Origin of the sequence: Nocardia sp. NPDC049526 (genome assembly GCF_044465765.1) — a bacterium.
In the GTDB taxonomy this organism is placed as follows: domain Bacteria; phylum Actinomycetota; class Actinomycetes; order Mycobacteriales; family Mycobacteriaceae; genus Nocardia.
In genome coordinates, this window is record NZ_JBITMA010000027.1 from 1 (window position 1) to 24,386 (window position 24,386).

Here is a 24,386-nt window from a genome sequence, read left to right on the forward strand (position 1 = left end):
CGCTCGTACAGATCGATGCTCACCTCGGCATCGGACTTCATCAACGCGTCGGCGGCGTAGATACCGGCCGGTCCCGCGCCCACGATCGCGATGCGAAGCGGGCGAGTCGCTGCACTGTGTTCGGTCATCTTTTACGCGCACCCTTATGGTCGAAACAATTACGGCGTCAGTCTTAGCTTAGGCTAACTTGACGCACCCTCTCGGTCGCATCTGCTGATGCGGACAGGCGGCCATCTCGGCTATGACAGCAGGCCGCAGTCTCGCGATTCTATCGGTGGCACAGCGCGCACCCTGCGGCGGTGCGTACACCGGGTGTTTGCTGCCCCGGCCCACCTACCGTGACTACCCGCTCTACCGACATCTATCAAATCCTGGCGGCGCAGGTTCCGGGGCCGAATGCCGGATACCGCCGTCCACCAGGGATGATCGACCCATGACAGAGCAGCAGGGCACCGATGAAGAACCCGTAATCGAGGTCGATCAGACCGATCGTCGCTCCATCGCGCCGTTCATCGCGGCGGCCGTCTTCGCCGCTGTCGTGCTGGTCGCGATCGTCCTCGGTGCGGTGCTTTCGCCCGCTGAGAAAAATGTCACAGAATCGGACAAGATCGCGGCCGCGGTGCAGCGCTACGCGGAGGCCCGCGCCACCACCGACAGCACGCCGCCGCCGGGCGTGGCCTGTCAGGGCTTCGACGAGAGCAAGACGTCGCTCGCGGGTCAGTTCGGCGGGGCCGCGGCCGGAAAGTCGATCAAGGTCACCAAGATTGAGAATGCGATGGTCGACGGCGATAAGGCCAAGGCGACGGTGACCATCGCGGTCGACGGCCGGGAGACCCCGGCGACCTGGAATCTGACCCGTTCCCAAGACCGATGGATCGTCTGCGGTTGATTCCTTATGCGCGGTGCGAACTGGGGTTTGACATGGCGGCCCCTGCCCAGGCAATCTCATTTTCGGGTCATGAGTACCAGCGCCAAGCCCCGGCTGGCTGGTCGGCAACCCTCCTCCGCGGTGGGGTGCTCCGGGTGACGACCTGGCCGCGCACCGAAACCCAGGTGCGGCAAGCGTGGATTCACAGGAGGATCGCATGACATATGCCGGTGACATCACCCCACAGCAGGCGTGGGAGTTGTTGCAGGACAATCCCGAAGCTGTCCTGGTGGACGTGCGCACCGAGGCCGAATGGCGTTTCGTCGGTGTGCCGGATACGACTTCGATCGAACGGCCGACGGTGCTGATCGAATGGGTCGACAGCAACGGCGCCCGCAACGGTGAGTTCGTCGAGCAGCTGACCAAGGCGCTGGAGGGGCGCGATCCGGCAGCGCCCGTCGTCTTCCTCTGTCGCTCCGGACAGCGTTCCATCGGTGCGGCAGTCGCCGCGACCGGGGCAGGCATCGCCCCGTCGTTCAATGTGCTGGAGGGCTTCGAAGGCCCGATCGACGAGCTCGGACATCGTGGCGGCTCCGGCTGGCGCGCCATCGGCCTGCCCTGGCGGCAGTCATGATCACCGGTGGTGCGTTCGACAAGCCGCTGCCCGAGGGTGTCGGTCCCGCGACGCTCGGCGTGCGAGGTGGCCTGCGCCGCTCGGGATTCGAGGAAACCGCCGAGGCGCTGTATCTGTCCTCCGGTTTCGTCTATGAGAGCGCCGAGGCGGCCGAAGCCGCGTTCACCGGCGATATCGAGCATTTCGTCTACTCCCGCTACGGGAACCCGACGGTCGCCATGTTCGAGGAGCGGCTGCGTCTGATCGACGGCGCCGAAGCATGTTTCGCGACCGCGAGCGGCATGTCGGCCGTATTCACCGCGCTCGGTGCGCTTTTGGGCGCGGGCGATCGACTTGTGGCCGCGCGCAGCCTGTTCGGCTCGTGCTTCGTCGTGTGCAACGAGATTCTGCCGCGCTGGGGTGTGGAGACGGTCTTCGTCGACGGCGATGATCTGGATCAGTGGGAGCAGGCGCTTTCGGTGCCGACCCAGGCCGTCTTCTTCGAGACACCGGCCAATCCGATGCAGACGCTGGTCGACGTGCGCCGGGTGACCGAACTCGCGCATGCCGCCGGCGCGAAAGTGGTGCTGGACAACGTCTTCGCCACGCCGCTGCTGCAGCGCGGTTTCGAACTCGGTGCGGACGTGCTGGTGTATTCCGGCACCAAGCACATCGATGGTCAGGGCCGGGTACTCGGCGGTGCGATCCTCGGCGATCAGGACTACATCGACGGTCCGGTGAAAACCCTTATGCGCCATACCGGTCCGGCGCTGAGCCCGTTCAACGCATGGACCCTGCTCAAGGGTTTGGAGACCATGCCGCTGCGCGTGCGTCATTCGACCGAATCCGCACTGCGCATCGCCCGCTTCCTCGAGGGCAACAAGTCCGTCTCGTGGGTGCGCTACCCGTACCTGGAGTCACATCCGCAGTACGACCTGGCGACCAGTCAGATGAGCGGCGGCGGCACCGTGGTCACCTTCGAACTGAACGCGCCGGAGGCCGAGGCCAAGAAGCGCGCCTTCGAGGTCCTCAACCGCCTGCGCATCATCGATATCTCCAACAACCTCGGCGATTCCAAAACCCTCATCACCCACCCCGCCACCACAACCCACCGCGCCATGGGCCCCGAAGGCCGCGCCACCATCGGCCTGTCCGACGGTGTGGTCCGCATCTCGGTGGGGCTCGAAGACGTCGAGGATCTGCTGGGAGATCTGGACCATGCGCTCAGCTAGATGTATGAGGCTGTGATGTCGGTAACGCCGGTGTGGAGTCGGCTGGGTGGTGGCTGGTTTCCGGCGCCGGCCGCCGCCATCGGGGATGCGGTGCGCTCTATCGCGTCGCATTGCTGATCACCTAATTCGCAGGTTTCAGAGAGTTCTGCGCCCATTTAGTCGTACCGTCGGGCGCGTTGAGCGTGTCGATCAGCTCCACGGCCGAAAGCACCAGGACCGGTCCCCCGGCAACAATTGTCCCCAGGATGCCGCCGATCCCCGCACCGGCGATCGCGGCAGGTATGCAGCCCACCGCGAGCAGCGGCAAACCCACAATGCATCCGGTAACGCCTCCGACGACCAGGCCGATCACGGTGCCGACGAATGTGCCGAGCGTGGCGGCGAGCCCCAATCGGGTCGAGAACTCCGCCATCGCAGCCTGGTTCTCGACGGGCGATGCGACCGGCGCGACGGCGGGTCGCAGCTCACCGGGTGTCAACCGCAACTCCGTGGCGTCTTTGCTGAGTGCGGAGTCGACCGTGAGCACCTTGTCGCCCACGGTGATTCGCGTTGGCACGACCAGCACGGGTGCACCGCTCTCATCGCGAATCGTGAACGAGCTGTGATCGTGGTCGAGTACGAAGGTCCCTCCCGATAGCGTGGTTGTCACAACACGTTCCACCGAGGTGACCTTGTACTCGATGTCATGTTCGGCGGATGCTTCCGCGTGGGCGGTTACCGGCGCGATTGCCGCAACGCATGCGATACCGATCGCCGCGATGCGCGAGGTTTCGATCACGAAATGTCCTTTTCTATTTCATGGATCAGGCATGCGAGACGGACCCGCGCATCCCGATCGTCGTTTCATTGCAGGGCATTCCGGTCCCGAGCCAGTTGGGTTCGGCACCGAAGAAGTCGGGAAAGGCCTCGATCAGCTCGAAGCGGGGGATGGCATCGATGTAGGCGCGTCAGCCGCCATCGTGCCCATCCGAGAAGTAACTGGGGACGCACGCGCGATCCAGCCGGGCGGGATACGGGTCGCCCAATCGGACCGGTAGGTGGCCCTTCCGGTATGCACGGTCCACGTGGATCTGCGATAGCGGTTCGGAACCGAGTGCCCGGAACTCCCACCGTGTTCCCGTGGAATCCGGTTGCCAACCGTCCGGGTCGATCGCGTATACCCGCTGGACCAGTCGGTCGACGACGACGATGGCGTAATGGGCGTTGCGTCTCGCGGCGCTGCTCACCCGCCACCATCGCCGATCTCGCTCGTAGAGCGCGTCGGGAGACCGGAGGGCAGACGGCCCGGCATCCGGCCACGGCTGCGAGATGATGAGCGCGATGCGTTCACCGACCGCGGTGAGGGTGCCCCAGCGCTGATAGGTATGCGCCCGGTCCAGGCCCGTGACGGAGGCGACGTCGCCCAGCCCCGCCGTATGGTCGAGGGCGGCGGCAGCAGCTTCCATCATCCCGGCGTCGATCTCGTTCGCGAGCACACTGTGCACTCGCAGCAGGGCTAGTTGGAACTCACGCGCCTGCACGAATTCCAGCTCACCGTCTTCGTAGCGTGTCCATGCCTGTGGTCCGAGCCCGCTCAGTTGGCCTGCGAGTCCGACGAGGATGGTCCGCACGGACCGCGACAGCCATAACCGTTCAGTTGCCCACATATCGCGCGCAAAGGCATACGCTCCGCCGTTTACTTGTAAATCAGTCATAGCCATGGACTCTAGCTGGGAGATACTTCCAGTTCACAGATTTACCGGATCGATCTTAATTAAATTTCTTCCAAGAACACCTTTTGATAGCTATCAATTAGCTAAATCTGAGCGACCGATTCGTAGCTACCTCTTGCTCGATTTCGAGGACATCAGCGGAAACGGTCTTCCGGTCCACGACATCCGCTCGCACAAGACCTGGACCCCGCTAGCAGACCTCGGGCAAGGCGAATGCCCGATGCCCTCCCCCAATCGATCGGCCAGCGTAACGATGTGGCGTCCCACCACCGACGCCTGGGCATATGTGCGTTGCGCGAACACTGTCGATACTCGAAAGGGGAGTACACACTGATTGCGACACCGACGAATCCAATGACGTTCACGGCCAACCGGTTCGATTGGTCGATCAGCCACGCCGACGACACACTCGTGGTGACGTTCGGAGTGGAACGGGCCGGAATCGAGCTACCCGCTCCGCTGCGAATCGGGGTGGAGTTGTTCTTCCAGGACAACGGCCTCTCGGGACCCACCATCGCGATCGGTGGTCCGGTCGGGCGCCATATCCGGCTCGTCACCGGCATCAGCAAAGCCGATCGGGCCATCGAGTACCTCCAACACTGCGGGGCGGTGCTCCACGTCGGCCGCGCCGTATGGCCCCTACGCCCCATTTCGGGACTCGGCCTCGCATGGTCGGCGGACGGCGGATACGGCCATCGCATACCTCCGCTCGTAGCGGTCGCCGCCGCGGTTCGAGCGGTACGTCTGTACACCCCCGACGGACTCGAGCAACTCCCGCAGGCGTCACGAACGAATCGTGTCTGACCGCTGGGGAGATGCCGATGCGCGCCATACCGATCCGGCACTGAGCCCGTTCAACTCATGCCATCGGCGTCGCCGCGTTCGGTTCAGCGCGGCGGCGCCGATGGTCATGACAGGCGTGAAGGGCAAGGTCACCAGGTGACCGGCAGTTCGTGGACGCCATAGATATTCATGTCGGTCCTGAGTTTCACCTCGTCGGCGGGGATGGCGAGTTCGAGGGTCGGGAGGCGACGCAGCAGTCCGTCGAAACCGGCGCGCATTTCGATGCGGGCCAGTTGCTGGCCGAGGCATTGGTGGATGCCGTGACCGAAGGCCACCAGACCGCGGGCCCGGCGGTGGATATCCAGGGTGTCGGGGTTGTGGAAGCGCCGGCCGTCGCGGTTGGCGGCCAGCAGCGAGATAACGACGGTCGATCCCTTGCCGATCGTTTCGCCGCCGAGTTCGATGTCCTCGGTGGCGTAGCGATAGAAGATGTCGGCAACGGACAGGTAGCGCATGAGCTCCTCGACGGCATCGGGCACCAACTCCGGGTCGGCGCGCAGTTCGGCCAGCTGCTCGGGGTGCTCCAAGAGCGCGAAGGTGCCGAGTCCCAGCATGTTGGCGGTGGTTTCGTGCCCCGCGAGCAGCAGCAGGAAGGCGATGCCGGTCAGTTCCTCGATGGTGAGGTCGTCATCGCGGGCCAGGTCGGACAGGATGTCCTCGCCGGGTTCGGCGCGTTTGCCCGTGACAAGTCCGGCCAGGTACATGGTCATTGCGCCGTACGCGGCCATCTTCTCCTCGAGCGCCTGATCCTTGATCAGGAACTTGGCGGAGTTGACCTGGAAGTTGTCCCGGTCCTCGTAGGGGACGCCGAGCAGTTCGCAGATCACCAGTGAGGGCACCGGCAGCGCGAACGCCTTGACCAGGTCGACCGGCGGGGTCAGGCGCGCCATCTCGTCCAGTTGCCGCTCGACGATGTCGATGATGTGCTCTTCGAGCTGCTTCATGCGCTTGACGGTGAAGGCGCCGGTGAGCTTGCGCCGCAACCGGGTGTGGTCCGGCGGGTCCATGGCGACGAACAAGCCCGGAATCTGCGGGGACGGTTCGGTAGCGACCGGCATGCCGGGGGTCTCGTACGGCACGTGGACAATGCCGATGTCCTGGCGGGAGCTGAATCGGGTGTCGGCCATGAGCTGGCGGACCTCCTCGTAGCCGGTGACCAACCAGCCCTTGTGACCGTCGGGGAAGACGAGCGGACTGACCGGGCGAGCCTCGCGCAGCCGGGTGATTTCGCGAGGCGGGTCGAAGGGGCCTGCATTGCGTTCCATGGGGAGGCCGTGGGGGACGGGAACCGTTTCACTCATCGGGTTTTCCTATTCAGGTTGTAGCGAAAAGTTGACCGGCCGACAGGCCGGAGAAGCGCGCAGCGTCGTTGCGGGCGGAGGTGGGAAAGCGGCCGGCGCTAGTCGCCGGCGACGATGGTGATCGCGCCGGACGGGCACACCTCGGCGGCCTCGCGGACGGCCGGCTCCCGCTCGGGCCCGGGTGTGAGGTCCAGCGCCACCACCCGGCCGTCCGCGGTGTCCTGGTCGAATACTCCGGGGGCGGTCAGTACGCACATGCCGGCGCCGATGCAGCGCTCCCGGTCCACTCTGAGTTCCATCGGTTACCCCTTCTTCCAAGTGACCGGGAAGGAGCGCGCGCCGTAGCTGCGCGCGTCGGTGCGCAGCTCGATGCCATCGGGGAACGTCTTGTCCCCGTATGCCTTCCGCGGTCCAGAAGCTGAAATTGCTGAACTATTCACATGAAGACTGTCGCCAGCTCGGCTGATATCGACCTGACACCGAACTGACACGGTGTTCGACCTGGTCAGACGGCGGGCTGGCGGCCACCCGGTGCACGACGCTGATGTGGCGTCGTGCAGTCGGTGGCGGTTTGCATAAGCACTGGTGCACTAGGCGGCGATGGCGTGCCGAATGATGATGTTGCCGTATGAGTTTCGCGCGTACACCTGCACGGTGTCGGCATTGCGGTCCGCCCGGTCGACCGGTTGCATCTGGTTCTGCACGGTGCCGTACTGGGCGTTGGTTTCCAGTCGGGCCGCGCTGCCCGGATGGATGCCTACCTCCAGCTCGCCCATGGAGGTTTCCAGCCGGAGCACGCCGCGCGATGCTTCGCCGATGCGGATATTGCCCTTGGCGGCTTTCGCGGTCACCGAACCGCGCGGGCGCTCGACGATGATGTCTCCGGCGGCGATCTCCAGGTCGCACTGGCCGAGTTCGCCGGTGCCCTGCAATCGGCCCACACCGGCGGTGCCCTCGAGCCGGGAGCCGGTGGGCACCTCGATGGTCACCTCGATCGAGGGGTTGCCGCCGAACGGTGTGTAGGTCCGCCAGTCTTTCGGCGTTTTCACGGTCAGGGTGCCCGCGACGAATTCGACCTCGGTCTGCTCGGCGGCGCGAACGTCACCCTTCTTGGACGCATCGGCCGGCCGGACCTCGACGATGGTGTCGGTGCGGTCGGAGGCGATGACCGTGACGTTGCCGGAGAGCACCTCGACGGTGACGGCGATCGGTTCCGGGGTCTGGAACGTAGTCATGGCTGTTACTCCTTCAGCGTGGTGTGTGAATTGGAAGGCCAGGTCAGCGGACCCAGCCGGTGGTGCTGTGTTGTTGACATGAACACTGTCGCGAGCCCGGCTGATATCGACCTGACACCGGTCTGACACGCGCACTGACACGGTGTTCGGCCTGGTCACAGCGCACAAAGGAATGACGAACAGGCACCGAGCCACTCGCGACAGCGCCGCATATCGCGCGGTCGGCGGCTTCGAATCGCCTGCCCGGCAACATGCTCCGCCATCGGAGCGTTGTCATCCGAGGGGCGGGCCGCGCCGACCTGTCGTCCACGGCAGAATGGTCCGGGTGCAGATCGGGATGCTTGGACCGCTCGAAATCCGACTAGATGGCGGCGGATCGATCGAGGTACCGGGCACCCGGTTACGGGCGCTGTTGATCGCCCTCGCGCTCGAACCCGGCCGCGCGGTCCCGAAAGCGACCCTGGTCGACTGGATTTGGGGTGAACAGCCGCCCTCCGACGCGGCGAACGCCCTGCAGGCCCTGGTCTCCCGGCTGCGCAGGGTGCTGCCGGACGGGTCGCTCGACGTGCAGGCGGGCGGATACCGGCTGACGGTGGAATCGGACGCTGTCGACGCCGTGCGGTTCGAACAGCTGCTCGACCAGGCCCGCGGGCGTGACGACACGCGACAGGCCGAACAGCTGCGCGAGGCCCTCGACCTGTGGCGCGGTGCGCTGATGCAGGACATCGGTGTGCAGGACAGTGCGGCCGTCGACGTGGTGATCACCCGGCTCGAGGGGCTGCGCCTGGCCGCCATGGAGGATCTGTACGAAGCCGAGATCCGCCTCGGCCGGGGTGCGGAGCTGGTCGCCGAGCTGACCGAGCTGGTGGCCCGGCATCCGGTGCGGGAACGGCTCGTCGCCGCGCTGATGCGGGCATTGGTCGCCGCGGGTCGAGGCGCCGAAGCACTGGTCGTGTACCAGCATGCCCGGGAAGCACTCGCCGACACGCTGGGCGTGGATCCCGCACCGGAACTCGCCGCACTGCACGTCGCGTTGCTGCGCGGCGAAATCGGAGCGCAGGAGACCGACCGCAAGACGAACCTGCGGGCCGAGTTGACCAGCTTCGTCGGCAAGAACGGGGACATTGCCGCAGTGCGCGAACTCATTGCGGCACACCGGCTCACCACGGTGACCGGGCCAGGTGGCTCGGGGAAAACCAGGCTGGCCCTGGAAACCGCACGGACCCTGCTCGACGACCTGCCGGACGGGGCCTGGCTGGTCGAACTGGCGTCCGTCGGCGCGAGTGGTGACGTGGCGCAATCGGCGCTCGCCGCAATCGGGCTCCGGGATGCGCTGCTCGGCGCCGCACCGAATGCGGAACCGATGGACCGGCTCATCGCGGCGCTGCGCGAGCGCGAGACGTTGTTGATCCTGGACAACTGTGAACACGTGATCGACGCCGCGGCGGCATTCGCCCACCGGCTGCTCGGGGAATGTCAGCGGCTGCGGATCCTCGCGACGAGCAGGGAACCGCTCGGCATCACGGGCGAGGCGTTATGGCAGGTCGTGCCGCTGGCGTTGCCCGCCGAGGACGCGGACCCCGGCGAGATCGAGTCCTCCGCCGCCGTTCAGCTGTTGCGGGACCGGGCCGGTGCGGTGCACAAGGATCTCGCGGCCGATGCCCGCACACTGTCGACCATGGCGCGCGTCTGCCGGGCGCTCGACGGGATTCCGCTGGCGATCGAGCTGGCCGCGGCCAGACTGCGCACCATGTCCCTGGATCAGCTCGCCAACCGCCTCGACGATCGGTTCCGCCTGCTGACCGGCGGCAGCCGTACCGCGATTCCGCAGCACCGGACGTTGCGAGCGGTGGTCGATTGGAGCTGGGAGCTGCTCACCGACGCCGAACGGATGGTGCTGCGCAGGCTCGCGGTGTTCTCCGGCGGCGCGAGTTTGGCGGCGGCCGAGCAGGTCTGCGCGGACACGGGCGGCCCCGAAGGGCAGACGGGCACAGCGGTCGAGCGGTGGGAGGTGCTGGAGCTGCTGACCGCGCTGACCGAGAAATCGCTGCTGCTCTCCGTGGAGGACAGTACTTCTCCCGTCGGCTCGCCCGGTTGGCCGCGCTATCGGATGCTCGACACGATCAAGCAGTACGCCAGGGACCGGCTCATGGAGTCAGGGGAATCGGATCTTGTACGCCGAGAGCATCTTTCGTACGTCACCGAACTCGCCACGACCGCGGAGCCGCACCTGCGCCGCGCCGACCAGCTGGAGTGGCTCGCCACGCTCGAGACCGAGCACGACAACATCGCCGTCGCGATGCGTGAGGCGCTCGCGGCCGGGGACGCGGCCGGGGCGATGCGGCTCGCGGCGGCCGCGGGTTGGTATTGGTGGCTCAGCGGGCACAAGGCCGAGGGCATGGAGCTGATCACCGCGGCCGCCGACCTGCCCGGCGAGGTGGACGACGAGACCCTGGCCATCGTGTACGGACTGATCGTGCACTTCATGTCCTCGGGACCCAATGACGAGCGCCAGGTGGACGAATGGATCCACAAGGCATACCGGTTCAGCTTGCAAAGTCGCTCCCGCTACCCGCTGCTGTCGTTCACCGCCGCGCTGGAACACATGTTGCAGGGGCCGGATCAGTATCTGTCCGCGTTCGAACCGCTGCTCACCGACGAAGACCCCTGGGTGCGTGCACTGGCCCGACTGCTCCTGGGCAGGATGCGGATCGTGCTCGGCCAGGATGGGCCGGAGGCGGACGAATGTCTCGAGACTGCGCTCGCCGAGTTCCGGGCCATCGGCGAGCGCTGGGGGATTTCGTTCGCGCTGACCGAGCTGGCGGATCGAATCGCCGTGCGCGGCGAATTCGCCACTGCCTGCGGGTATTTCGATCAGGCGATCGCGGTGGTCACCGAGGTGGGCACGATCGACGATGTCGTCCGGATGCGCTCGCGCCAGGCGCAGTTGTACTGGCTACTGGGTGATGCGGAGGCGAGCGCGGCGGCCATGGCCGAGGCGCAGCGGTGCGCGGATCAGTCCGCCTGGCCGAACACACTGGCTGTTTTGGCCCTGGAGAAGGCGGAGCTGGCCCGTTGGAGCGGCGAAACCGAGCAGACATACCGGCAGATCGGCGTCGCGACAGCGGCGCTGGGCAGCGATGCGGAGCAGGCGCAGATCAGGGCGGTGACACACAATCTGCTCGGCTACCTCGCAGACGGTCTCGACGAAGCCCGCGAAGAATACGCAGCGGCCTTCCAGGCGGCGTCCGAGGCGGGATACGCGCCCCTGCTCGCCCAGGTACTCGTCGGAATCGCGGACCTGGCTCTGCGTGCCGACCAAATCGAGCAGGCCGTGCGCCTGCTCGCGGCGAGTGCCGGAGTACGCGGACTGCCCGATCGTTCCCAACCGGATGCGGCCCGCATCGAACAGACAGCACGCCATCGCCTCGGTGAAGCGCGCTTCACCGAGGCGATGACCGAGGGTGCGGAGGCGGACTGGCGTGAACTGGTCGCGACTACGCTCGCTTGTTGAACGTGGCACGTGACCACAGGTATCCGACGATGGCGAACCCGGCACACCAGGCCAGCGCGGCGGCCGTGTAGCCGCCCGACGGGTGACCGTTGAGAAATCCACGCAACGCTTCGATGATCGGCGTGAAGGGCTGATACTGCGCGAACTGCCGGACGCCCTGTCCCATCTTGTCGGCAGGCACGACCGCGCTGCTGACAAAGGGCAGCATGATCAGCGGTACCACGCCCATGCCCGCGGATTCCGGAGTTTTCGCAGCCATACCCAACGCGACCGTGAGCCACGAGGCCGCGAAGGACGTCGCCGCCATGATGCCGATCGCGCCGAGCCAGTCGAGCGCGGTCGCGGGCGGCCGGAACCCCAGCGCGAAGGCCACACCGATAACGGCCGCGATGGCTACCGCATTGGTCAGTATGGTGGCCACGACGTGACCGGTCAGTACGGCGCTACGGGAGACATCCATAACCTTGAACCTGTTGATGATGCCCTTCGCCATGTCGGAGCTCACCGATACCGCGGTGCCCGACAACCCGTAGCTGATGGCCAGCAGGATCATGCCCGGCGTCGCGTAATCGATGTAGTGTTCGCCGACATCGAAGGCGCTGCCGAACACGTACACGAAGATCAACATCATCACGACCGGCATCAGAGCCGCGTTGAATACCGTGACCGGAGTCCGGGCGATGTGTTTGAAGTTGCGCCGCAGCATGATCGTCGAATCGGCCAGCGGTGCGGAAATGGTGCTCATTATGCGTTGGCCTCCGTGGTCGCGTGACCGGTCAGGGAAAGGAAAACATCATCGAGGTCGGGGGTATGGACGGAGACCTCCGCGGCCTCGATCGCGATTTCGGCGAGCCGATCCAGCAGCTGGCGCAGTGATTTCGTGCCGCCGTCGCCCGGCACCCGCAAGGTCAGAGCCTCGTCGTCCCGGGTGGAGCCGGGCAGGATCCCCGCCGCCGCATCCAATTCCACGACAGTGGTGAACCGGAGCCGGATGTGGCTGCCCGGTACCCGGCGCTTGAGATCGTCGGGAGTGCCCTCGGCGACTATCCGGCCCTGGTCGAGCACCGCGATCCGGTCGGCCAGCTGATCGGCTTCCTCGAGATACTGGGTGGTGAGGAAGATCGTCACACCATCGGCCGTCAAATCCCGCACGATTTCCCACATCGTGCGACGGCTACGCGGATCCAGTCCCGTTGTCGGCTCGTCCAGAAAAACGATTTCCGGCCTGGTGACCAGCGTCATCGCCAAGTCCAGCTTCCGGCGCATACCGCCGGAGTAGGTCGTCGCCCGCTTTCGCGCCGACTCCACCAGATCGAACCGTTCCAGCAGCTCGGCGACCACCCGCTTGGCCTCGGCGCCCCGCAGACGGTGTAGATCCGCCATCAACTGGAGGTTCTCTTCGCCCGTCAGCAGATCATCCACCGCCGCGAACTGACCGGTGACCCCGATCGCCGCGCGCACCGCCTTGGTCTCGGACGCGATATCGTGCCCGGCGACATGCGCCGTGCCGCCATCGGCCTTCAACAGCGTGGTCAGCACGTTCACCGTCGTCGTCTTACCCGCCCCATTCGGACCGAGCAGCGAAAAAATCGTCCCGGCACCGATATTCAAATCAATGCCATCGAGGACGACCTTGTCCCCGTAGGCCTTCCGCAGCCCGGAAGCTGCAATTGCTGAAGTTGTCATGCGACGACTGTCATCGGCCGGCCTGACACTGACCTGACACCGACCTGACACGTCCACTGACACGGTGTTCGACCTGGTCACGGCGGACAAGCCGGGACGCGGACATCGGTCCGCGGCCACTACCTACGACCAGTCGAGCCATCCGAGGGTTCGGCCGTTGGGCCGCAGGCGATGTCGAGGAAGGCTTCGCGGAGCAGGGCGGTGATTCGCTCGGGCGGGGCGTCGCGCAGTCCGTCGAGCTGGAGCAAGTGCCGACCGATAACGGTGCCGATGGTGATCGCGCCGATGAGCCCGGCGCGCAGGTCCGCATCGTCGTCGGCCAGGTGCTGTGCAGCCTGCCGCTGCCGGGACACCATGGCGAGTTGCACTTCGGCGGCGGCGTCGGGATGGGTGAACATGGACCGGATCGCGGCGAGCGCGTCGGTGGGCTGCTGGGCGAGCTTGGTTTCGAGGGCCGCGAGCAGTTGGCCGGCTGCCTCTTCGGGCGTGCCGGTCACGAGGTCTTCCTGTTCGAAACCGGAAGCCTGGGCGAAGAGGTTGTCTTTCGACCCGAAATAGCGCATCACCAGTCCGGGATCGGTCTGCGCCTCGGCGGCGATCGCGCGAATGGTGGCCCGGTCGTAGCCGACCTCCGCGAACAACCGCCGGGCCGCGTCCAGGATCCGGGATTGTGTGCTCTGCCGTTGCTCGGCGCGGCTGAGAGGGCGAGAATTCATGAGCTCAGTCTACGAGCGTTGACCGAAGCCGGGCGCTATGCTAGTTTCGGTCAACAACCGTTGACCGAAAAATAGGTGGCTCGTCATGTGGCACACAATTCTGTTATCCGCACTGGCCGGACTGTTCGGCGCGAATGCGGTACCGCATTTCGTCAAAGGCATGGTCGGCGAACAGTTCCCGAATGTGTGGGGTAACGATCCGCTGCGCAATGCGGTGGCAGGCACATTCGGACTCGCACTCGCGGCAGTCATCGGATACTGGGCCGACCTGCCGTCGCATGTCTACGCGGGAATCGGCGCCGCCTTGGTGGGCGCGCTGCTGATGGCGGTATTCCACGGCCGCGGCGGGGCTTCTCGACTCAACTCCGCCCTAGGGCTCGCGAACCCATCTCGCATATAGCTTCAACGTTATTGTCATACTGTCAATACAGCCTCGGGTCGCCCCGGGGAGCGCTGGATCAACGACGAACCGAGGTAGGGCGTGAGCACACCATCCACCGCCAAGCAGGGCCCGCTCGCGGGCATCAAGGTCATCGAGCTGGCCGGGATCGGCCCCGGTCCGCATGCGGCGCTGCTGCTGGCCGACCTCGGCGCCGATGTGGTGCGGGTACAGCGGCCCGGCATGCTGCCCGGCTTCATGGAGCGGCCGCAGTGGCGCGGGCGCACCATCGTCGAGGCCAACCTGAAGGATCCGGCGGATATCGAGAAGGTGCTCGCACTCGCCGAGAAGGCCGATGTGCTGATCGAGGGCTTCCGGCCCGGCGTCACCGAGCGCATGGGCCTCGGCCCGGATGCCGTGCTCACGCGCAATCCGCGGTTGGTCTACGGCCGGATGACCGGCTGGGGTCAGGACGGTCCGCTGGCCGAACGCGCCGGACACGACATCAACTACATTTCGCTGACCGGTGTGCTGCACGCCATCGGCCGCAAGGGCGAGCGGCCGGTGCCGCCGCTGAATATGGTCGGCGACTTCGGTGGCGGCTCGATGTTCCTGGTGTTCGGCATTCTCTCGGCGCTGGTGGAGCGGCAGAGTTCGGGTAAGGGTCAGGTCATCGACTCGGCGATGATCGATGGGGCGCTTGCCCTTTCGCACATGATCTGGGGCATGCGCGGCATGGGCCTGTGGTCGGACGAGCGCGGCACCAACCTGCTCGATACCGGTATGTCGTTCTACGACACCTACGAGACCTCGGACGGCAAGTACATGGCGGTCGGGGCGATCGAGCCGCAGTTCTACGCGGAACTGTTGCAGGGCTTGGAAATCGATCCCGAGGGCCTGCCGATGCAGCTCGATCCGAATGGACAGGATCAGCTGAAGAAACTGTTCGCGGAGAAGTTCAAGACCAAGACCCGGGACGAGTGGGCCGCGATCTTCGACGGCACCGATGCGTGCACGACGCCGGTGCTGACTTTCACCGAGGCGGAACAGAATTCGCACATTGTCGCCCGCACCGGGTTGATCGAAATCGACGGTGTCGTCCAGCACGCGCCTGCCCCACGCTTCTCGCGCACCCCTGCCGGTACGCCCACCCCGCCGCCCAGCGCGGCGACGCCGATCGAATCCGTTTGGGCAGATTGATAATTCGCTAGTGGCGCGTCCAGTCCGGCTGGGCGAAGTGTGCGATTCGAGCGGCGGCCGGGTCGCGGCCGAGCAGCAGCACTTCGCGGAACTGCCAGAGCATGGCACCGGTCGGTGCGTGGATGGTCATGTTCTCGGCGAGGCGCATCTGCAGTAGACCGGGGCCGTCGTAGGCGACCGAAGGGGCGTCGGACCGCAGATCCTTTTGCCGCACAGCCTCGTTCGGATGCACCCAATGCGGGACATCGTCGGCGGCCAGCCGGGCGAGATCCACTTGATGGACCGAGTGGACCTCGTCCGGACTGGGCCGCAACTCGGATACGTCGGCGAGAGCCGCCACGATCGGCGTGATGACGAAACCCGATGCGGCGGGAAAGTCGTCGAGCCTGCCGAGCAGATCGGCCGGGCTCGCGGTCAGTCCGAGTTCCTCGTGCAATTCACGTATTGCCGCCTGCTCAACGGTTTCTCCGTCGTCGACCCGCCCACCCGGTAGCGCCCATTGCCCGGCATTGCGCCCGCGATACGCGCGTTTGATGACCATCACCGACGGCGGACCGTCCACTGCCACCACGCACAGCAACACCGCCGCCCGACGAAGACCCGGTGCGTCGGCAACCTCAGTATGCGGAAATCCGCCCAACCGCGCGCCCGCCAACTCACGGAAGCCGTCAACACTATCGGGGACACGCGGTCCCGAAATGAGATCCATACCCTCGATATTGCACTACCGGGTCAGTAGCAGGTGAGCGGTTGGAGGGGGTCGGCGGCGCGGGGGGTGAGGGCTTCGTAGGCGGCGGCGATGGACTTCACCGCCAAACGGAGTTCGGGTTCGGGGTGGGTGAAGGGCAGGCGGATGAAGCGTTCGAAGGCGCCCTGGACACCGAATCGCGGTCCGGCGGCGAGCAATACACCGTGGTTGGGGGCGGTGGCAGCCAGTGCCGTCGAGACCGGCGCCGGTAGCTGCGCCCAGACGGACATGCCGCCGTCGCCGACGATCGTGCGCCAGTCCGGGAGCTCCTCGCCGAGTGTGGCGAGCAGGGCCGCACGCTGGGCGCGGAGTTGATCGCGACGGCGGGTGAGGATGGTGTCGGCATTCTCCAGCAGGTGGATGGTGGCCAACTGATCCATGACGGGCGTGCCGAGGTCGACGGTGGAGCGGATGCCGAGCAGTTTGGTGATCAGCGACTGGTTGGTGCGGATCCAGCCGACGCGCAGACCGCCCCAGAAGGATTTCGAAGCCGAGCCGATGGTGATGATCTCGCTGCCCTTGGCGAAGGCCGCGACCGGCGGGGGCGCGGTCCGGTCGGTCAGGCTCAGGTCCACCATCGACTCGTCGATCACCACGGTCATCCGGGTCTCGCGGGCGATGGCGGTCAGTTCGGCGCGACCGTCGGCGTCGAGCAGCAGGCCGGTCGGGTTGTTGAAGTCCGGCACCAGGTAGGCCAGGGTGGCCGCGGTTTGCCTTGCGGCACTGCGGATTCCGTCGAGATCCCAGCCGGATTCCGGGGTTTCGGGGCGCAGCGGCACCGGCACCGGGCGGGCGCCGACATCGCGGATCGCCTCGATGGCATTCGGATACGTCGGGTGGTCGATGAGCACCCGGGCCGCGGGCGCGGTGAGCACATTGAGCAGCAGGCGCAGGCCGTGCTGGGCGCCGAGGGTGACCAGGATCTGGTCCGGTTCGGTGGGCAGGCCGCGTTCGGTGTAGCGGCGGGCCAGTGCCTCGCGCAGTGCGAGGACACCGACCGGATCCATACCGTGCGTCCCGAGATAGGCCGGAAGACCTTGCAGCGCAACGGAGTACGCCTCCTGCATCTCCAGGGGCGCGGCCATCGCGGCGTAGGTCATATCGATGGTCGGCAGTTCCGGTTGCGCCATCATCGCCAGGATGCTGCGGGCCGGTTTGGTGCCGTCGTGCTGCACGTCACGCGGGAGGGCGACGGTACTGCGCGAGCCCTGACGGCTGATCAGATAGCCGTGTTCGCGCAGCAGGCTGTAGGTGGAGGTGATGGTCGTGCGACTGACGCCGAGCGTGGTGGCGAGGTCGCGCTCACTGGGCAGCGCGACACCGAGCGGTGCGCGACCATCGTGGATGAGCAGACGGATGCCTTCGGCGAGAGCCAGATAGGCCGGACGCGCCGACCGGCGCTCCCCCGGTTCGCCGTTCTCGTCCGCACTGCGCCAACTCCCCAGATCGCGGGCAAGGCTGGCGGCACCGATAACTCTCGTCGACATAAAGTCCAGTATTAGCCAAGTGGATATTTAATGGCAAGGCCAGTGCGCGCACGCTGACTTCTATGACCGCCCTCGCCACCCTGCTCGTCATCGCCGCCTTCGCCTATCTCGTCCACCGGTTCGCACCGCGGCCCCCGAGCGAGGTTTTCCGCCTCGAACGGTTCCACGCGCCGGGACCATTGACCGACTGGTCGCCGTCCTACTACGAAAACCAGCGCCAATACGCGGATCTCGCCGCGATCTACGGCCGCGGCGATGTGCCCGATCCCGATGCGCCCGCCCTCGCGCATCCCGAACGGGCCGCGCAGCGCCGGATCTCGAACCCCAGTTGCGCAGCGGTGCGGCCGACCGTCGGTGGCATCCAGGCCAGTTTCTGAGAACTGGACTGGTCTGCTCGAAGATGTCGGACCCGGCGTGCACACTGACCGTATGAGTGCTTCCGCTCGCCCGGTCACCGGGTCGGCGCTGTTCGAAACCGCGATCGGCACCTGCGCGATCGCCTGGACCGACGACTGCGTATTCCGATTCGGACTGCCCGAGGCGAGCCCCGCCGCGACGCGGACCCGGATCATGCGTCACAGCAGCCGAATTCCGGACGCCGAGGAAATTCCGGAGGCGAAACCCACCGGCCCGATCGCCGAAGCCATCGCACGCATCCAGGACCACCTCGCCGGGGAACTCGACGACCTGCGCTGGATTCCCGTGACCACCAATGGAATTCCGGAATTCCACCGCGCCGTCTACGAAGTGACCCGTGCGATCGATCCCGGCCACACCCTCAGCTACGGCCAGGTCGCCGACCGGATCGGCGCACCAGGCGCGGCCCAAGCCGTCGGACAGGCCCTCGGCCGCAACCCGATCCCCCTGATCATCCCCTGCCATCGAGTCCTGGCCGCCGACCACGCCCTCACCGGCTTCTCCGCCCCCGGCGGCATCACCACCAAACAACGCCTGCTGGAAATCGAACGCACCCCCGGCTTCGGCGAACCCACCCTCTTCTGACCACTGCATCGCAGCGGTGACCGGTCAGCCGCATCAGTGGCTGGGCTCCCAGGAAACCGTCGATCGGGCATAGTCGGAGCATGAGCGATGACCGACCAGCGCTGGCTGTTGCATTGGATTTGGAGCCGCATCCGGAGGGCGGGTGGTATCGGCAAACCTGGCGTAGTGCGGTGGAATTCACGCCGGAGGGCTACCCGGGGCCGCGCGCCAGTGGGACCGCGATCTATTTCTTGTTGATGCCTGGTGAGCGGTCAGCGCCGCATACGGTGCGGTCGGACGAGATGTGGTTGTGGCATCGGGGTGGGGCGCTGGCGCTCGACATCGGGGGCGAGGAGATTATCCTCGGGCCCGATGTCGAGCACGGTCAGGTATTGCAGGCGGTGGTGCCCGGCGGGGTCAGTCAGGCCGCGCGGCCGGCTGGCGATGAATATGTGCTGGTGAGCTGCATCGTTGCACCGGGATTCGACTTCGCCGACTTCACCCTCGACTGATCAGTCGATTTCCAGCACACCCTCGTCGACGGCCCATTTGATCGTCTTCTCCAGTTGCGCACAGGTTTCCGGACGTCCCGGCCCGTAACCCTGAGCGCTGAGTCTGGCGAAAACCGGGCAGCGCGCGGCCGGATTCTCGGTCCACTGCACCGAGGTCTGGTGCGACGAACTCTTGCGCACCAGCACCTCGCTCTGGCACGACTGACACCGCAGCGGCGTCAGCCCCTCCTCCAGATAGCGCTGCTTGTCGACCACGGTCTGGGCCTGCACCGCGGCCCGCCGCGCCGGTTGGTCGGCGAAGTCGGGTGCTTTCGCCCAGGTTGCCGCCATCAGACGCCTGCTTCCGCTTCCGTTTCCCGCTGGCGCCGCAGATTCTCGGCGACCTCGGCCTCCCACGCCTCGTTCGCCTTGCTGGTATCCACCTCGAATTCGAAGCGCTGGGTCATCTTGTCGGTCACATCGGCCAGATCCACATAGAACTGGTCGTACCACCGGCGCAGCTGGTAGACCGGACCATCCTCCTCGCAGAGCAGCGGATTCTCGACCTTGGACTTGTGCTTCCAGATCTCGACATCCTGCAGGAACCCGACGCTGATGCCTTCGGTCATCTTCGCGGCCAACTTGTCGGCCATCTCACCGTCGACGCCCTTCGGCTTCTCCAGCGAGACGCCCCACTGCAGCACGAACGAATCCTGCGTCACCGGGTAGTGGCAGTTGATCAGGACGCTCTTGACCTCGTATCCGCTGTAAATATTGACCAGCGGATTGATCATGTAGGAGGGCCCGAAGTACGACGCCTCGGACTTCAGCAGGGTGTCGCCGCCGTACTTGGAGGCCATGCCGATATCGGGACGACCCTTGGTCTCCAGGAACTGGGTGGCGATATGCCCCTCGAAGACGTTCTTGAAGTACGTCGGGAAGGCGAAGTGGATATAGAAGAAGTGGGCCATGTCCACCACGTTGTCGATGATCTCGCGGCAGTTCGCGCCCTCGATCAGCAGCGAGTTCCAGGTCCATTCGGTCCACCCGCTGTCGAGCTGTTCGCTCGGGTTGCCATCCGCGTCGGTGTACGGGCCGACGATGTGCGGAATGGTCACCTCCGGCGGCGGCTGGCTGCCCTCGACATCGTGCCAGACGAACAGCTGCCCATTGCGCTCCAGCGTGGTCCACTTGCGGGTCCGCGCCAGCGGCGGCACACGCCGCGCATACGGAATCGCGGTGCATTTGCCGTTGGTACCGGACCAGCGCCAGTCGTGGAACGGGCAGGCGATATCGCCGTCCTTGACCTCGCCCATGCTCAGGTCGCCACCCATATGCCTGCAGTAGGCGTCCAGCACCCTGAGTTCGTCATTGCTGTCGACCCAGACGACGAGCTTGGTTCCGAACACTTCGACCGCGTGCGGCTTGCCGTCGCGGAACGACTTCGCCAACCCGAGGCAATGCCATCCCCGCGCGTATCGGGTGGGCGCGGAGCCCACATCGAGCTCGCGAACCTTCGCACCGCTCCGCGGTGTCGGATTTGCCGCCTCCCGGGTCCCTCCGGGGTTACGCACGCTGCCGCCTCCGGGCCCGTCGCTCGGCGGCGGTGGGGTAACTGCCATCGCGATTCCTCCTCCTTCTATACTAGAACACGTTACAAAAATGTCGCGTTCCACGCCAGCGATTCCGGCGACCACCTGCGAATCGGTGACGAATGCCCCTTACGGTCACCCGTTCTCGACAGAAATAAGAACCTGTTCTAGTCTCAGATGCAAATGAGTACCGGTTACCAATCCGACCAGGCAGGAGCGGGTCCCGCGATGACGCAAGAAGTGACCGAACGGGTCGAAGCACTGTTGCCGACGCTGCGCGAGCGCGCACAGGAGGCCGAGGACCTGCGGCGCATCCCCGACGAATCGATGAAGGCACTGCAGGAGACCGGCTTCTTCCGCCTGCTGCAGCCCAAGCAGTGGGGCGGCCATGCAGCCGATCCGGTCGTGTTCTACGACACAGTTCGCAAGCTCGCCAGCGCATGCGGCTCCACCGGCTGGGTGGCGGGCATCGTCGGCGTGCACAACTGGCACCTCGCGCTGTTCGACCAGCAGGCGCAAGCGGATGTGTGGGGCGAGGACAACGAGGTCCGGATCTCCTCGTCGTACGCCCCGATGGGCGCGGGCACGGTCGTCGACGGCGGCTATATCGTCAAGGGCGCGTGGGCCTGGTCCTCGGGCTCGGATCACGCCACCTGGGCGGTGCTCGGCGGTCCGGTGATCAAGGACGGCAAGCCGGTCGACTTCGGCAGCTTCCTGATCCCGCGCACCGACTACCGCATCGATGATGTGTGGAATGTGGTCGGCCTGCGCGGCACCGGCTCCAATACCGTTGTGGTGGAGGACGTTTTCGTGCCGTCGCACCGGTTCCTGAGCTTCCGCGCGATGAGTGAGCTGAAGTCCCCCGGCTTGGCGCAGAACACCGATCCGGTGTACAAGATGCCCTGGGGCACAATCCATCCCACGACCATCTCCGCACCGATCGTCGGTATGGCCTACGGCGCGTATGCCGCCCATGTCGAGCACCAGGGCAAGCGGGTGCGCGCGGCCTACGCCGGCGAGAAGGCCAAGGACGATCCGTTCACCAAGGTGCGCGTCGCCGAGGCCTCCAGCGATATCGATGCGGCCTGGCGTCAACTGTCGGGCAATGTCGCCGACGAATACGCACTGCTGGTGGCGGGCAAGGAGATTCCGTTCGACCTGCGGGTGCGAGCACGCCGCGACCAGGTGCGCGCGACCGGCCGGGCGATCGCCTCGATCGATAAGCTCTTCGAAGCCTCCGGCGCCACCGCACTCGTGAACGGCACTCCGCTGCAACGCTTCTGGCGCGACGCACACGCCGGTCGGGTGCACGCCGCCAATGATCCCGAGCGCGCCTATGTCATGTACGGCACGCACGAATTCGGGCTTCCGGTTACCGACGGCATGGTCTAGCCGTGACGGCGACAACCGAACTCACCTTCGAATCGACCTCGCGATATGCGCAGGCGCGGCCCGATCTGCGCCTGCACTATCACGAGGCCGGAGTCGGCAACGGCCCGACGATCGTGCTGCTGCACGGCGGCGGGCCCGGCGCCTCCTCGTGGTCGAACTTCGCCCGCAATATCCCGGTGCTGGCACGCGAGTTCCACGTGCTCGCCGTGGATCAGCCGGGATTCGGGCTCTCTGATAAGCCGACCGAGCATCCGCAGTACTTCGTGCACAGCGCCTCGGCGCTGAAGGATCTGCTCGATGCGCTGGAGATCACCGGACGCGTACACCTGCTGGGCAATTCGCTCGGCGGCGGTACCGCGGTGCGATTCGCGCTGGACTATCCGGATCGGGCGGGCAAGCTGGTGCTGATGGGTCCGGGCGGGTTGAGCGTCAACCTGTTCGCACCGGATCCGACCGAGGGTGTGAAGAACCTCGCGAAGTTCAATTACGAGCCGACCAGGGAAAACCTGGAGGCATTCCTGCGGATCATGGTCTTCGATCAGTCGCTGATCACCGATGAGCTGATCGATGAGCGCTTCGCCTCGGCGAGCACGCCCGAGGCGCTGGCCGCGACCAGGGCGATGGGAAAGTCCTTCGCCGGAGCCGATTTCGAGCAGGGCATGATCTGGCGGGACGCCTACCGGCTGCGCCAGCCGGTGCTGCTCATCTGGGGCCGGGAAGATCGGGTGAATCCACTCGACGGAGCGCTGGTCGCGACGAAGATGATTCCACGGGTGCAGCTGCACGTCTTCGGTGGTTGCGGGCACTGGGCCCAGCTGGAGAAGTTCGACGAATTCAACCGGCTGGCAACGGATTTCCTTGCCGGTGTGAAGGAGAAGTGATGGGCATTCGATCACTGGCGTATCTGCGCATCGAGGCCACCGATATGGCGGCCTGGCGCGAATACGGGCTCAAGGTACTCGGCATGGTCGAGGGCAAGGGCAGCAATCCCGAGGCGCTGTATCTGCGCATGGACGACTTCCCGGCTCGGCTCGTCATCTCGCCGGGCGAGAAGGATCAGCTCCAGGTCTCCGGCTGGGAGACCGCCAATGCGGCTGAGCTGCAGGATATTCGGGACCGGCTGGATGCGGCCGGGGTGCCGTTCAAGGAAGGCACCGCACAGGAGAAGGCCGATCGCCGGGTCCACGAGCTGATCTCGTTCGAGGATCCCTCGGGCAACACCCTGGAGGCGTTTCACGGTGCGGCACTGGAACATCGGCGCGTGGTCAGCCCCTACGGACACCGCTTCGTCACGGGCGAACAGGGACTCGGCCATGTGGTGCTCAGCACCAAGGACGATGCGGCGGCGCTGACCTTCTACCGCGATGTGCTCGGCTTCCGGCTGCGCGATTCGATGCGGTTGCCACCGCAGATGGTCGGACGGCCCGCCGACGGTGAACCGGCCTGGCTGCGTTTCTTCGGCTGCAACCCGCGCCACCACTCGCTGGCCTTCCTGCCCATGCCGACCCCGAGCGGCATCGTGCACCTGATGCTCGAGGTGGAGGGCTCCGACGATGTCGGGCTCTGCCTGGATCGCGCATTGCGCAAGAAGGTGAAGATGTCGGCGACGCTGGGCCGGCACGTCAACGACAAGATGCTGTCGTTCTACATGAAGACACCGGGCGGCTTCGACGTCGAATTCGGTTGTGAAGGTTTGGAAGTCGACGACGCCGACTGGATCGCACGGGAATCCACCGCGGTCAGCCTGTGGGGTCACGACTTCACGGTTGGACAGCGGCAGCAGTAATGCTTGACAGGGCGAGCGGGGAGACGATGACCACCGACGAATACCCGGCGATCGACGGGCGACAGTTCCGAAATGTATTGGGGCAGTTCTGCACCGGCATCACGGTGATCACCACCTTCGATGCCGACGCTGCTCCGATCGGGTTCGCCTGCCAATCCTTCGCCGCCCTGTCCCTGGACCCGCCCCTGGTGCTGTTCTGCCCGACCAAGACCTCCCGGTCCTGGGCGGCAATCGAACAGTCCGGAGGCTTCTGTGTGAATGTCCTTGCCGAGGAACAGCAGCAACTGTGTGCCCGCTTCGGTTCCCGCGAACCCGATAAATTCGCCGAAACCAAGTGGCACACCTCGGAACTGGAGCTCCCGCTCCTGGACGACGCCTTGGCCACCATCCAGTGCAAGGTGGACAGCGTCGTCGACGGCGGCGATCACTACATCGTGATCGGCCGGGTGCTGGCCCTGTCGGAGTCGACCAGCTCCGGCAGGCCGCTGTTGTTCTACCGCGGCCAGTACACCGCCATCGAACCGGATAAGACCGTCCCGGCCCCCTGGCGGCACGACCTGGAGCATTTCCTCACCACGACAACGCTGGACACCTGGCTGTAGAAAATGTG

At 65.8% G+C, this 24,386-nt stretch carries 28 protein-coding genes and 1 riboswitch; of the genes, 14 read left to right on the forward strand and 14 right to left on the reverse strand.

Going from position 1 to position 24,386, the window contains the following annotated elements:
- Positions 1-128: FAD/NAD(P)-binding protein (locus ACIBW7_RS41560; protein WP_397056513.1), on the reverse strand; the 128-nt coding region annotated here is incomplete at its 3' end.
- A 305-nt stretch (positions 129-433) separates the two neighbouring features.
- On the opposite strand from ACIBW7_RS41560, the gene ACIBW7_RS41565 reads away from it, so the two are divergent.
- The 3 genes from ACIBW7_RS41565 to ACIBW7_RS41575 all read left to right on the forward strand — a co-directional run bounded on the left by ACIBW7_RS41565 (position 434) and on the right by ACIBW7_RS41575 (position 2,713).
- Complete coding sequence (locus ACIBW7_RS41565) at positions 434-889, forward strand: hypothetical protein (RefSeq protein ID WP_397056394.1); 456 nt, start codon at positions 434-436, stop codon at positions 887-889.
- A 65-nt stretch (positions 890-954) separates the two neighbouring features.
- A riboswitch (SAM riboswitch) is annotated at positions 955-1,071 on the forward strand.
- Positions 1,072-1,085: 14 nt separating this feature from the next.
- Positions 1,086-1,502, forward strand: a complete 417-nt coding sequence (locus tag ACIBW7_RS41570) for a rhodanese-like domain-containing protein (RefSeq protein WP_040686280.1) — start codon at positions 1,086-1,088, stop codon at positions 1,500-1,502.
- On the forward strand, positions 1,499-2,713 hold the full coding sequence (locus tag ACIBW7_RS41575; protein WP_397056397.1) for an O-succinylhomoserine sulfhydrylase: 1,215 nt from the start codon (positions 1,499-1,501) through the stop codon (positions 2,711-2,713). The genes ACIBW7_RS41570 and ACIBW7_RS41575 overlap by 4 nt, the downstream gene beginning before the upstream one ends.
- A 121-nt stretch (positions 2,714-2,834) precedes the next feature.
- Here ACIBW7_RS41575 and ACIBW7_RS41580 read toward each other — a convergent pair whose 3' ends face one another.
- Both ACIBW7_RS41580 and ACIBW7_RS41585 read right to left on the reverse strand, forming a co-directional pair.
- Entirely contained in the window at positions 2,835-3,491 is a 657-nt protein-coding gene (locus ACIBW7_RS41580) for a hypothetical protein (RefSeq protein WP_397056399.1), read from the reverse strand.
- A gap of 169 nt (positions 3,492-3,660) precedes the next feature.
- Positions 3,661-4,407, reverse strand: a complete 747-nt coding sequence (locus tag ACIBW7_RS41585) for a hypothetical protein (RefSeq protein WP_397056401.1) — start codon at positions 4,405-4,407, stop codon at positions 3,661-3,663.
- A gap of 372 nt (positions 4,408-4,779) precedes the next feature.
- Here ACIBW7_RS41585 and ACIBW7_RS41590 point away from each other — a divergent pair, with 372 nt between their 5' ends.
- Positions 4,780-5,229, forward strand: coding sequence for a hypothetical protein (locus tag ACIBW7_RS41590; protein ID WP_397056402.1), 450 nt, complete (start codon positions 4,780-4,782; stop codon positions 5,227-5,229).
- A gap of 128 nt (positions 5,230-5,357) precedes the next feature.
- Here the strand turns inward: ACIBW7_RS41590 and ACIBW7_RS41595 are convergent, their stop codons facing one another.
- The 4 genes from ACIBW7_RS41595 to ACIBW7_RS41610 all read right to left on the reverse strand — a co-directional run bounded on the left by ACIBW7_RS41595 (position 5,358) and on the right by ACIBW7_RS41610 (position 7,804).
- Positions 5,358-6,569 (reverse strand): cytochrome P450, encoded by a 1,212-nt coding sequence (locus tag ACIBW7_RS41595; RefSeq protein ID WP_397056404.1) that lies wholly within the window; start codon positions 6,567-6,569, stop codon positions 5,358-5,360.
- A 98-nt stretch (positions 6,570-6,667) separates the two neighbouring features.
- Positions 6,668-6,868: a ferredoxin gene (locus ACIBW7_RS41600; protein WP_397056406.1), complete on the reverse strand. Its 201-nt coding sequence runs from the start codon at positions 6,866-6,868 to the stop codon at positions 6,668-6,670.
- Positions 6,869-6,871: 3 nt separating this feature from the next.
- On the reverse strand, positions 6,872-7,009 hold the full coding sequence (locus tag ACIBW7_RS41605) for a hypothetical protein (RefSeq protein WP_397056408.1): 138 nt from the start codon (positions 7,007-7,009) through the stop codon (positions 6,872-6,874).
- Positions 7,010-7,159: 150 nt separating this feature from the next.
- Positions 7,160-7,804: a hypothetical protein gene (locus ACIBW7_RS41610; protein WP_397056410.1), complete on the reverse strand. Its 645-nt coding sequence runs from the start codon at positions 7,802-7,804 to the stop codon at positions 7,160-7,162.
- Between the two features lie 316 nt (positions 7,805-8,120).
- Here ACIBW7_RS41610 and ACIBW7_RS41615 point away from each other — a divergent pair, with 316 nt between their 5' ends.
- Positions 8,121-11,318, forward strand: coding sequence for a BTAD domain-containing putative transcriptional regulator (locus tag ACIBW7_RS41615; protein WP_397056412.1), 3,198 nt, complete (start codon positions 8,121-8,123; stop codon positions 11,316-11,318).
- On the opposite strand, the gene ACIBW7_RS41620 is transcribed toward ACIBW7_RS41615, so the two are convergent.
- The 3 genes from ACIBW7_RS41620 to ACIBW7_RS41630 form a co-directional block, all read right to left on the reverse strand.
- The gene (locus ACIBW7_RS41620) at positions 11,302-12,063 is read right to left on the reverse strand and encodes an ABC transporter permease (protein WP_397056414.1); all 762 of its coding nucleotides are present in this window, start codon (positions 12,061-12,063) and stop codon (positions 11,302-11,304) included. The two genes, ACIBW7_RS41615 and ACIBW7_RS41620, sit on opposite strands and share 17 nt — an antisense overlap.
- Positions 12,063-13,004: an ATP-binding cassette domain-containing protein gene (locus ACIBW7_RS41625; RefSeq protein WP_397056416.1), complete on the reverse strand. Its 942-nt coding sequence runs from the start codon at positions 13,002-13,004 to the stop codon at positions 12,063-12,065. Before ACIBW7_RS41625 ends, ACIBW7_RS41620 begins: the two co-directional genes overlap by 1 nt.
- A 119-nt stretch (positions 13,005-13,123) precedes the next feature.
- A complete protein-coding gene (locus ACIBW7_RS41630) occupies positions 13,124-13,720 on the reverse strand; it encodes a TetR/AcrR family transcriptional regulator (RefSeq protein ID WP_397056418.1) in 597 nt (198 codons plus the stop codon).
- 85 nt (positions 13,721-13,805) lie between these two features.
- Here ACIBW7_RS41630 and ACIBW7_RS41635 point away from each other — a divergent pair, with 85 nt between their 5' ends.
- Together ACIBW7_RS41635 and ACIBW7_RS41640 are read left to right on the forward strand one after the other, a co-directional pair.
- Positions 13,806-14,120, forward strand: coding sequence for a hypothetical protein (locus tag ACIBW7_RS41635; protein ID WP_397056420.1), 315 nt, complete (start codon positions 13,806-13,808; stop codon positions 14,118-14,120).
- Positions 14,121-14,201: 81 nt separating this feature from the next.
- Positions 14,202-15,299, forward strand: a complete 1,098-nt coding sequence (locus tag ACIBW7_RS41640; protein WP_397056422.1) for a CaiB/BaiF CoA transferase family protein — start codon at positions 14,202-14,204, stop codon at positions 15,297-15,299.
- Between the two features lie 7 nt (positions 15,300-15,306).
- Here the strand turns inward: ACIBW7_RS41640 and ACIBW7_RS41645 are convergent, their stop codons facing one another.
- A complete protein-coding gene (locus ACIBW7_RS41645) occupies positions 15,307-16,008 on the reverse strand; it encodes an NUDIX hydrolase (RefSeq protein WP_397056424.1) in 702 nt (233 codons plus the stop codon).
- Positions 16,009-16,031: 23 nt separating this feature from the next.
- The gene (locus ACIBW7_RS41650; protein ID WP_397056426.1) at positions 16,032-17,534 is read right to left on the reverse strand and encodes a PLP-dependent aminotransferase family protein; all 1,503 of its coding nucleotides are present in this window, start codon (positions 17,532-17,534) and stop codon (positions 16,032-16,034) included.
- Positions 17,535-17,596: 62 nt separating this feature from the next.
- On the opposite strand from ACIBW7_RS41650, the gene ACIBW7_RS41655 reads away from it, so the two are divergent.
- From ACIBW7_RS41655 to ACIBW7_RS41665, 3 genes are all read left to right on the forward strand, one after another.
- Positions 17,597-17,911, forward strand: coding sequence for a hypothetical protein (locus ACIBW7_RS41655; protein WP_397056428.1), 315 nt, complete (start codon positions 17,597-17,599; stop codon positions 17,909-17,911).
- Between the two features lie 52 nt (positions 17,912-17,963).
- A complete protein-coding gene (locus tag ACIBW7_RS41660; protein ID WP_397056430.1) occupies positions 17,964-18,536 on the forward strand; it encodes a methylated-DNA--[protein]-cysteine S-methyltransferase in 573 nt (190 codons plus the stop codon).
- 80 nt (positions 18,537-18,616) lie between these two features.
- Positions 18,617-19,027, forward strand: a complete 411-nt coding sequence (locus ACIBW7_RS41665; RefSeq protein ID WP_397056432.1) for a cupin domain-containing protein — start codon at positions 18,617-18,619, stop codon at positions 19,025-19,027.
- On the opposite strand, the gene ACIBW7_RS41670 is transcribed toward ACIBW7_RS41665, so the two are convergent.
- A complete protein-coding gene (locus tag ACIBW7_RS41670; RefSeq protein ID WP_084508664.1) occupies positions 19,028-19,357 on the reverse strand; it encodes a hypothetical protein in 330 nt (109 codons plus the stop codon).
- Positions 19,357-20,628 carry a Rieske 2Fe-2S domain-containing protein gene (locus ACIBW7_RS41675; RefSeq protein ID WP_397056435.1) on the reverse strand — a complete coding sequence of 424 codons (1,272 nt, stop codon included), beginning with the start codon at positions 20,626-20,628 and terminating at the stop codon, positions 19,357-19,359. The genes ACIBW7_RS41670 and ACIBW7_RS41675 overlap by 1 nt, the downstream gene beginning before the upstream one ends.
- A 198-nt stretch (positions 20,629-20,826) precedes the next feature.
- Between ACIBW7_RS41675 and hsaA the strand changes: the two genes are divergently transcribed.
- From hsaA to hsaB, 4 genes are read left to right on the forward strand one after another with little or no spacing between them, the layout of a single operon-like run.
- Positions 20,827-21,990, forward strand: coding sequence for a 3-hydroxy-9,10-secoandrosta-1,3,5(10)-triene-9,17-dione monooxygenase oxygenase subunit (hsaA, locus tag ACIBW7_RS41680; RefSeq protein WP_397056437.1), 1,164 nt, complete (start codon positions 20,827-20,829; stop codon positions 21,988-21,990).
- A gap of 2 nt (positions 21,991-21,992) precedes the next feature.
- Positions 21,993-22,871 (forward strand): 4,5:9,10-diseco-3-hydroxy-5,9,17-trioxoandrosta-1(10),2-diene-4-oate hydrolase, encoded by an 879-nt coding sequence (gene hsaD, locus ACIBW7_RS41685; protein ID WP_397056439.1) that lies wholly within the window; start codon positions 21,993-21,995, stop codon positions 22,869-22,871.
- Positions 22,871-23,776, forward strand: a complete 906-nt coding sequence (gene hsaC / locus ACIBW7_RS41690; protein WP_397056441.1) for an iron-dependent extradiol dioxygenase HsaC — start codon at positions 22,871-22,873, stop codon at positions 23,774-23,776. Before hsaD ends, hsaC begins: the two co-directional genes overlap by 1 nt.
- Positions 23,777-23,802: 26 nt before the next feature.
- Positions 23,803-24,378: a 3-hydroxy-9,10-secoandrosta-1,3,5(10)-triene-9,17-dione monooxygenase reductase subunit gene (gene hsaB, locus ACIBW7_RS41695; protein WP_397056443.1), complete on the forward strand. Its 576-nt coding sequence runs from the start codon at positions 23,803-23,805 to the stop codon at positions 24,376-24,378.
- The last annotated feature ends 8 nt before the right edge of the window (positions 24,379-24,386 follow it).

Excerpts from the sequence above, each read along its gene's own strand:
- ACIBW7_RS41645 (WP_397056424.1), bottom strand. The coding sequence starts at position 16,008 with ATGGATCTCATTTCGGGACCGCGTGTCCCCGATAGTGTTGACGGCTTC.
- ACIBW7_RS41670 (WP_084508664.1), bottom strand. The coding sequence starts at position 19,357 with ATGGCGGCAACCTGGGCGAAAGCACCCGACTTCGCCGACCAACCGGCG.
- ACIBW7_RS41585 (WP_397056401.1), bottom strand. The coding sequence starts at position 4,407 with ATGACTGATTTACAAGTAAACGGCGGAGCGTATGCCTTTGCGCGCGAT.
- ACIBW7_RS41650 (WP_397056426.1), bottom strand. The coding sequence starts at position 17,534 with ATGTCGACGAGAGTTATCGGTGCCGCCAGCCTTGCCCGCGATCTGGGG.
- ACIBW7_RS41620 (WP_397056414.1), bottom strand. The coding sequence starts at position 12,063 with ATGAGCACCATTTCCGCACCGCTGGCCGATTCGACGATCATGCTGCGG.
- ACIBW7_RS41635 (WP_397056420.1), top strand. The coding sequence starts at position 13,806 with ATGTGGCACACAATTCTGTTATCCGCACTGGCCGGACTGTTCGGCGCG.
- ACIBW7_RS41675 (WP_397056435.1), bottom strand. The coding sequence starts at position 20,628 with ATGGCAGTTACCCCACCGCCGCCGAGCGACGGGCCCGGAGGCGGCAGC.
- hsaB (WP_397056443.1), top strand. The coding sequence starts at position 23,803 with ATGACCACCGACGAATACCCGGCGATCGACGGGCGACAGTTCCGAAAT.
- ACIBW7_RS41590 (WP_397056402.1), top strand. The coding sequence starts at position 4,780 with ATGACGTTCACGGCCAACCGGTTCGATTGGTCGATCAGCCACGCCGAC.
- ACIBW7_RS41600 (WP_397056406.1), bottom strand. The coding sequence starts at position 6,868 with ATGGAACTCAGAGTGGACCGGGAGCGCTGCATCGGCGCCGGCATGTGC.
- ACIBW7_RS41660 (WP_397056430.1), top strand. The coding sequence starts at position 17,964 with ATGAGTGCTTCCGCTCGCCCGGTCACCGGGTCGGCGCTGTTCGAAACC.
- ACIBW7_RS41615 (WP_397056412.1), top strand. The coding sequence starts at position 8,121 with ATGGTCCGGGTGCAGATCGGGATGCTTGGACCGCTCGAAATCCGACTA.
- ACIBW7_RS41630 (WP_397056418.1), bottom strand. The coding sequence starts at position 13,720 with ATGAATTCTCGCCCTCTCAGCCGCGCCGAGCAACGGCAGAGCACACAA.
- ACIBW7_RS41575 (WP_397056397.1), top strand. The coding sequence starts at position 1,499 with ATGATCACCGGTGGTGCGTTCGACAAGCCGCTGCCCGAGGGTGTCGGT.
- ACIBW7_RS41655 (WP_397056428.1), top strand. The coding sequence starts at position 17,597 with ATGACCGCCCTCGCCACCCTGCTCGTCATCGCCGCCTTCGCCTATCTC.
- ACIBW7_RS41625 (WP_397056416.1), bottom strand. The coding sequence starts at position 13,004 with ATGACAACTTCAGCAATTGCAGCTTCCGGGCTGCGGAAGGCCTACGGG.
- ACIBW7_RS41610 (WP_397056410.1), bottom strand. The coding sequence starts at position 7,804 with ATGACTACGTTCCAGACCCCGGAACCGATCGCCGTCACCGTCGAGGTG.
- ACIBW7_RS41570 (WP_040686280.1), top strand. The coding sequence starts at position 1,086 with ATGACATATGCCGGTGACATCACCCCACAGCAGGCGTGGGAGTTGTTG.
- ACIBW7_RS41565 (WP_397056394.1), top strand. The coding sequence starts at position 434 with ATGACAGAGCAGCAGGGCACCGATGAAGAACCCGTAATCGAGGTCGAT.
- hsaA (WP_397056437.1), top strand. The coding sequence starts at position 20,827 with ATGACGCAAGAAGTGACCGAACGGGTCGAAGCACTGTTGCCGACGCTG.
- ACIBW7_RS41595 (WP_397056404.1), bottom strand. The coding sequence starts at position 6,569 with ATGAGTGAAACGGTTCCCGTCCCCCACGGCCTCCCCATGGAACGCAAT.
- hsaC (WP_397056441.1), top strand. The coding sequence starts at position 22,871 with ATGGGCATTCGATCACTGGCGTATCTGCGCATCGAGGCCACCGATATG.
- ACIBW7_RS41665 (WP_397056432.1), top strand. The coding sequence starts at position 18,617 with ATGAGCGATGACCGACCAGCGCTGGCTGTTGCATTGGATTTGGAGCCG.